Annotated in this window: 4 protein-coding genes; 1 reads left to right on the top strand and 3 read right to left on the bottom strand. The window is 69.7% G+C overall.

The window, feature by feature from the left end; all coding sequences use genetic code 11:
* Positions 1-440 precede the first annotated feature (440 nt).
* Positions 441-989 carry a MarR family winged helix-turn-helix transcriptional regulator gene (locus ACZ4D5_RS12320; protein ID WP_467772239.1) on the bottom strand — a complete coding sequence of 183 codons (549 nt, stop codon included), beginning with the start codon at positions 987-989 and terminating at the stop codon, positions 441-443.
* A gap of 122 nt (positions 990-1,111) precedes the next feature.
* On the opposite strand from ACZ4D5_RS12320, the gene ACZ4D5_RS12315 reads away from it, so the two are divergent.
* Positions 1,112-2,398 carry an MFS transporter gene (locus ACZ4D5_RS12315; protein ID WP_467772238.1) on the top strand — a complete coding sequence of 429 codons (1,287 nt, stop codon included), beginning with the start codon at positions 1,112-1,114 and terminating at the stop codon, positions 2,396-2,398.
* A gap of 61 nt (positions 2,399-2,459) precedes the next feature.
* Here the strand turns inward: ACZ4D5_RS12315 and ACZ4D5_RS12310 are convergent, their stop codons facing one another.
* Positions 2,460-4,142, bottom strand: coding sequence for an ATP-binding SpoIIE family protein phosphatase (locus ACZ4D5_RS12310; protein ID WP_467772237.1), 1,683 nt, complete (start codon positions 4,140-4,142; stop codon positions 2,460-2,462).
* A 165-nt stretch (positions 4,143-4,307) separates the two neighbouring features.
* The gene (locus tag ACZ4D5_RS12305; protein ID WP_467772236.1) at positions 4,308-5,666 is read right to left on the bottom strand and encodes an NAD(P)/FAD-dependent oxidoreductase; all 1,359 of its coding nucleotides are present in this window, start codon (positions 5,664-5,666) and stop codon (positions 4,308-4,310) included.
* Between the last annotated feature and the right edge of the window lie 334 nt (positions 5,667-6,000).

The following is a 6,000-nucleotide window of genomic DNA, read 5'->3' as shown; positions in this document are numbered from 1 at the left end:
TTTCTTCTGTTCTTGCGTTTCCGACTCTATCAGACTCTTTCGTGTCCGATTTCCTCGGTGCCTTTCCGGTTCCCGGTCCGGCCTTTCGGCCTTCCTGTTTCCCTTTCCGGCGGTTCCGACTCTATCAGATCCTTTCGGGCCTGATTCCCAGTCAGCGGGCGTTGCCTTCGCGGCTGTTGGGCCGTTCCGACGTCTCAAACTCTAGCGGGTTTTCCCGGCGACTCATAATCGAGCCTTGGAATTGAATTCGGGCATGCCGAATGCGTTCCGTTGGGAGGTTGTGCAGAGTTTGGTTTGCCGCTCAACAGCGGCGGGAGGTGCTGTCGCAGAACCGTTACGGCTCCGTGGCAACCCGAAGAACCTTACGGATCGGGCGGGTGGCTGTCAACCCCCACCCGGGCTCCGTCGGCCGACCGTCGATCGAGGTTCCGGCCGGGGTCTCAGTCGAGGTCGTTGAGGCGTCCGCCGGCGTCCGGCTGGGCGTGCTCCACGCGGCGTAGAAGACGGGTCAGCACTTCGCCCAGGACGCCACGCTCCTCGGCGGACAGGTCCTGGAGAAGGTCCTCCTCGAAGACCGTCGCCAGGCGCATCGCCTCCAGCCACTTCTCGCGGCCCTCCGCGGTCAGCTCGACGATCACGCGGACGCGGTTGGACTCGTCGCGGTCGCGGGTGACCAGACCCTCCCCCACCATGCGGTCGATCCGGTGGGTCATGGCGGCGGGCGTGAGGCCGAGGCGCTTGGCCAGGTCGCCGGGGCCCATTTGGTACGGGGCTCCGGAGAGGACGAGGGCCTTGAGGACCTCCCACTCGGCGTTGCTGATGCCGAGGGTCGCGGTCTGGCGACCGTAGGCGACGTTCATGCGCCGGTTCAGGCGCCCCAGGGCCGAGACGATCTTCTCTACCTGGGGGTCGAGGTCCTGGAACTCCCGTTGGTACGCGGCGATCTGCTCTTCAAGTGTCGGCTCACTGGGGCCGGGGGTGTCACCCATGGGCCGAGTATGGCACGCCCTCGCTTGGCATCGAAGTCCTTCGGTGTGTATTGTTTAGCTCCTAACTTTAGCTTCGAAGTCTTCACTTCTAACTCCTAAGGCAGGTGAAAGTGACCAGGGCGATGGGCGCAGCGATGCGTCGTATTCAGGCAGGCAGCGCGCTGAGCGCGTTCGGCATCGGGTTCACGGTCCCGTTCCTCTACGTCTATGTGGCGCAGGTGCGGGAGCTCGGGGCCAGTACGGCGGGCATCGTGCTCGCCGCCTTCGCCATGGCCGCTCTGATCGTCCTGCCCATCACCGGCCGCGTCATCGACCGTCGCGGGCCGCTGCCCGTACTCGTGGGCGCGGCGGTCGTCGCCTCCGTGGGCGCGGTCGCGCTCGGCTTCGCGAACAGCGAGCCGACAGCGATCCTGTCCGCTGCGCTGCTCGGCGCGGGCACGGCGGTCATGCAGCCCGCGCTCGCGACGATGATCGTCTGGTCCTCGACGCCGGAGACCCGCACGCGCTCCTTCGCGATGCAGTTCTTCCTGCAGAACCTGGGCCTCGGCATCGGTGGTCTCATCGGCGGCCAGATCGTCGACGAGGACCGGCCCGGCAGCTTCACGCTGCTGTTCTCCATCGAGTCCGTGATGTTCCTGGTGCTCGCGGCCATCGCGCTGACCGTCCGGCTGCCGCACGCGTTGTCCATCCAGGACGCCATGCCCAAGGACGCCTCCGCCCCGCAGGGCGGCATGCGCGCGCTCATGAAGCACAAGGCGATGGTGCAGCTGTGCGGTCTCGGCTTCGTGATCTTCTTCGCCTGTTACGGGCAGTTCGAGTCGGGGCTCTCCGCGTACGGCGTGGAGGCCGCGGGGATCTCCCCGTCGACGCTCGGCATCGCGCTCGCCGCCAACACGGCGATGATCGTGATCGCGCAGTTCGCCGTCCTGAAGTTCGTCGAGCGCCGCAAGCGGTCCAGGGTGATCGCCGCCGTGGGTCTGATCTGGGCGTTCGCGTGGATCCTCGCGGGGTACGCGGGGCTCGGGCACGGCAGCCAGGCGATGGCCACCGCCGCGTTCATCTCGACGTACGCCCTCTTCGGGCTCGGTGAGGCGATGCTGTCGCCGACCGTCGCACCGCTGGTCGCGGACCTGGCCCCCAGCGGCATGGTCGGTCAGTACAACTCGGCCTTCGCCCTGGTGAAGCAGCTGGCACTCGCGGTCGGTCCGGCGGTGGGCGGGCCCATGGGTGCCGCGCTGCACGCCCCGTACATCGTCACGTTCATTCTGTTCTCGCTGGGCATCACGGTGCTCGCGGTGCGCCTGGGGCGCCGGCTCACGCCGGTGCAGAACCAGCCGTCGCTGGCCAAGAGCAGTGTGGTGGCGCAGGGCGGTCCGGCCACGGCCGAGCCCGCCGCGGCGAACGCATAGGCCCCGTCCCCCGAGCAGGAGCTCCCCGGCGCCGGTCGGGGGGCTCCTGCTTTTTGTGGTCCTACTTGGGCAGCGCGAACTCGCACCAGACCGCCTTGCCGCCGCCCGGTGTGCGGCGCGAGCCCCAGTTCGACGCGATCGTGGCGACGATGGCGATGCCGCGGCCCGCCTCGTCGGCCGGTTCGGCGCGGCGGCGGCGCGGCAGGTGGTCGTCGCCGTCGGTGACCTCGATGATCAGGCGCCGGTCGGTGCGGCGCAGGCGAAGGCGCATCGGCGGGGTGCCGTGCTGCAGGGAGTTGGCGACGAGTTCGCTGGCCGCGAGGACGCCCAGGTCGTGCAGCTCCGGGGAGAACCGCCAGCTGGCGAGGACGCCCGTGGCGAAGGCACGCGCGCGTGGTGCCGCTTCCACGCCGCCGAGGAGTTCCAGGGCGGCGTTCCTGAAGAGTTCGGCGTCCGAGCCGGTGCGGGCGGGGTGCTGGAGGACCAGGACCGCGACGTCGTCGTCGTGGTCGGCGGTCACGCCCAGGGCGCGGATCAGGCGGTCGCACACCACCTGGGGCGTGCCGGTGGCGCCGGCCAGGGCGCGCTCCAGGGAGGCCACGCCTTCGTCGATGTCCTCGCTGCGCCGCTCGACCAGGCCGTCCGTGTAGAGGACGGCGGTGGAGCCGGGGCTGAGCGGTACCGACCCCGAGGTGTGCAGCCAGCCGCCGGTGCCGAGCGGGGGTCCGGTGGGTTCCTCCGCGCGGTGGATCACGCCGTTCTCGTCGCGTACGAGGATGGGCAGGTGTCCCGCGGAGGCGTAGACGAGGCTGCCTTCGTTCGGGTCGTGCACGGCGTAGACACACGTGGCGATCTGGCTGGCGTCGATCTCGGCGGCGAGGCCGTCCAGGAGCTGGAGGACCTCGTGCGGGGGCAGGTCCAGGCGGGCGTAGGCACGCACGGCCGTGCGGAGCTGGCCCATGACGGCCGCCGCGCGCACGCCGCGGCCCATCACGTCACCGATGACGAGGGCGGTGCGGCCGCCGCCGAGGGTGATCACGTCGTACCAGTCGCCGCCGACCGCCGCCTCGGTGCCGCCCGGCTGGTAGGTGGCGGCGATGCGGAGGTCGTCGGGCTGCTCCAACTCCTGGGGCAGGAGGGACTTCTGGAGGGTGACGGCCGTCTCGCGCTGGGCGCGCTCGCTGGTGCGCAGGCGCTCGGCGGCCTCGGCGTGGTCGGTGACGTCGGCGGCGAACACCAGGACGCCGCCGCCCTCTTCGGGGCCCGCGGCGGAGCCGCCGAGCGGCAGCGTCACGGGGGTGCACGTGAAGGTGTAGGAGCGCCCTGAGGGTGCCTTGCGGGACTTGACGGTACGCGGCTTCGAGCTGCGCAGGACCTGGTCCAGGAGCGGCAGCAGGCCCAGCTCGTCCAGTTCGGGCAGCGCCTCGCGCGCGGGCTCGCCGACGGGGCGGGGGCCGAAGGCGGACACGTACGCGTCGTTGACGTACGCGATGCGGTGCTCGGCGCCGTGCACGAGGGCGACGAGGGCCGGGATGCGGTCGAGCACCTCGCGGACCGGCAGTTCGTCGACGCCTTCGATGCCGTCTGCGGTGCCGGGCTCCGCCCCGTCGGAGAGCCGCTCGGCGCGGGCCGCGGGGACGGAGCCGTCCCCGCGCGACGGCGGGGACGCCGCCGCCTGTTCGGTCCGCGCTGCTGCGCGGCGCTGCGTTCCGGGGAGCCGGGCGCTCCAGCGCGTGAAGTTCACTGCGGTAGGCCTCGTGGTGTCGCTTCTGGATCGGGAACACAGCATGTCGAGAGCGGACGTCCCTGGTGTCGGCCTGGCGGCCTGCCCATGGTCACACGAACAGTCTGGCCGACCGGACTGACATCCGTCAGACGCCGGCCCTGTGCGGGGAGTTCCTGACTCCGGTCAGGAGGACTCCTTCGGGCGCTCGCCACCGGCTGCGAGTTCGAACTCCGCACGGGGGTGTTCGAGCGAACCCAGGGAGACGATCTCGCGTTTGAACAGGCCGGACAGGGTCCATTCGGCGAGCACACGGGACTTGCGGTTGACGGTCGGCACTCTGCTCAAGTGGTAGACGCGGTGCATGAACCAGGCAGGGTAGCCCTTCAGCTTGCGTCCGTAGACGTGCGCGACACCTTTGTGCAGTCCCAGCGACGCGACAGAGCCGACATATTTGTGCGTGTAGTCCTGGAGGGGCCTGCCCCGCAGCGAGGCGGTGATGTTGTCGCCGAGGACCTTGGCCTGGCGCACCGCGTGCTGGGCGTTGGGCGCGCACTCCTTGCCGGGTTCGTCGGCCGTGACGTCGGGGACGGCGGCCGCGTCTCCCGCGCCCCACGCGTGCGTGGCGCCGTCGACAGTCAGCGCGGCCGTGCACCTGAGGCGGCCGCGTTCGTTCAGCGGCAGGTCGGACGCGGCGAGGACGGGGTGCGGTTTGACGCCCGCGGTCCACACGACGGTCCTGGTGGGGAAGCGTGCGCCGTCGCTCAGGACGGCGACGCGGTCCTCGCACGAGTCAAGGCGGGTCTCCAGGCGTACGTCGATATTGCGCCTTCGCAGCTCGCGCACCGTGTACTTGCCCATCTCCTCGCCGACTTCGGGCAGGATCCGGCCCGAAGCCTCGACGAGGATCCACTTCATGTCCTCGGCCTTGACGTTGTGGTAGTAGCGGGAGGCGTAGCGCGCCATGTCCTCCAGCTCGCCGAGCGCTTCGACGCCGGCGTAACCGCCTCCTACGAAGACGAAGGTCAGGGCCGCGTCGCGGATGGCGGGGTCGCGGGTGGAGGAGGCGATGTCCATCTGCTCGATGACGTGGTTGCGCAGTCCGATGGCCTCTTCGACGGTCTTGAAGCCGATGGCGTACTCGGCGAGGCCGGGCACGGGGAGCGTGCGCGAGATGGAGCCGGGGGCCAGGACGAGTTCGTCGTACGTGATGTCGACGGCCCCGGTGCCCTCCTCCTCGGTGGCGAGGGTGGTGAAGGTCGCGGTGCGCTTGGCGTGGTCGACCGACGCGACCTCACCGATGACGATGCGGCACTTGTCGAGGACCCGGCGCAGCGGGACGACGACGTGGCGCGGCGAAATGGAGCCGGCCGCGGCCTCGGGCAGAAACGGCTGATAGGTCATGTACGGCTCGGGCGTGATCACCACGATCTCGGCCTCGCCCCGCTTGAGCTCCGGCTTCAGCTTCCGCTGGAGGCGCAGCGCGGTGTACATGCCGACGTAGCCGCCGCCCACGACGAGAATGCGCACAGGTTCCTTCACCATCCCATGACGCACCCGGCTCCGGAGTTTGTCCACAGGCCCGGCAATTTGTGTGACCGGACGCGATGTGCGGCGGGCGCCCGGACTTCGGCCGGTGAGCAGGAAAGGCGTGCAGGTCAGCACGTATGAGAGGGGTACGGGGATGGGGTGCAATAAGGCCTGAAAAGGTGCGTACTCCGATCGGGGGGCTCACCGTGCGGAACCCACCTCTTCTGAATTGACCCCCGCTCAACTATGTTCGTGTGACGTCGGGGTGTCGGGGGATGCGCTCGTCGAACCGAGTTTCCGGTTCGCGGAAGGGCTCGCTCCTCAACACACCGGTTAGTCAATGACGGGG

This window comes from Streptomyces sp. NPDC025651, from assembly GCF_055558735.1.
Note: the sequence above shows the minus strand (reverse complement) of the source record. Positions and strands in the feature narration are given on the sequence as shown.

What these genes read in the sequence shown, in the direction of transcription:
- ACZ4D5_RS12320 (WP_467772239.1), bottom strand. Translation starts at nt 989, where the DNA reads ATGGGTGACACCCCCGGCCCCAGTGAGCCGACACTTGAAGAGCAGATC.
- ACZ4D5_RS12315 (WP_467772238.1), top strand. Translation starts at nt 1,112, where the DNA reads ATGGGCGCAGCGATGCGTCGTATTCAGGCAGGCAGCGCGCTGAGCGCG.
- ACZ4D5_RS12305 (WP_467772236.1), bottom strand. Translation starts at nt 5,666, where the DNA reads ATGGTGAAGGAACCTGTGCGCATTCTCGTCGTGGGCGGCGGCTACGTC.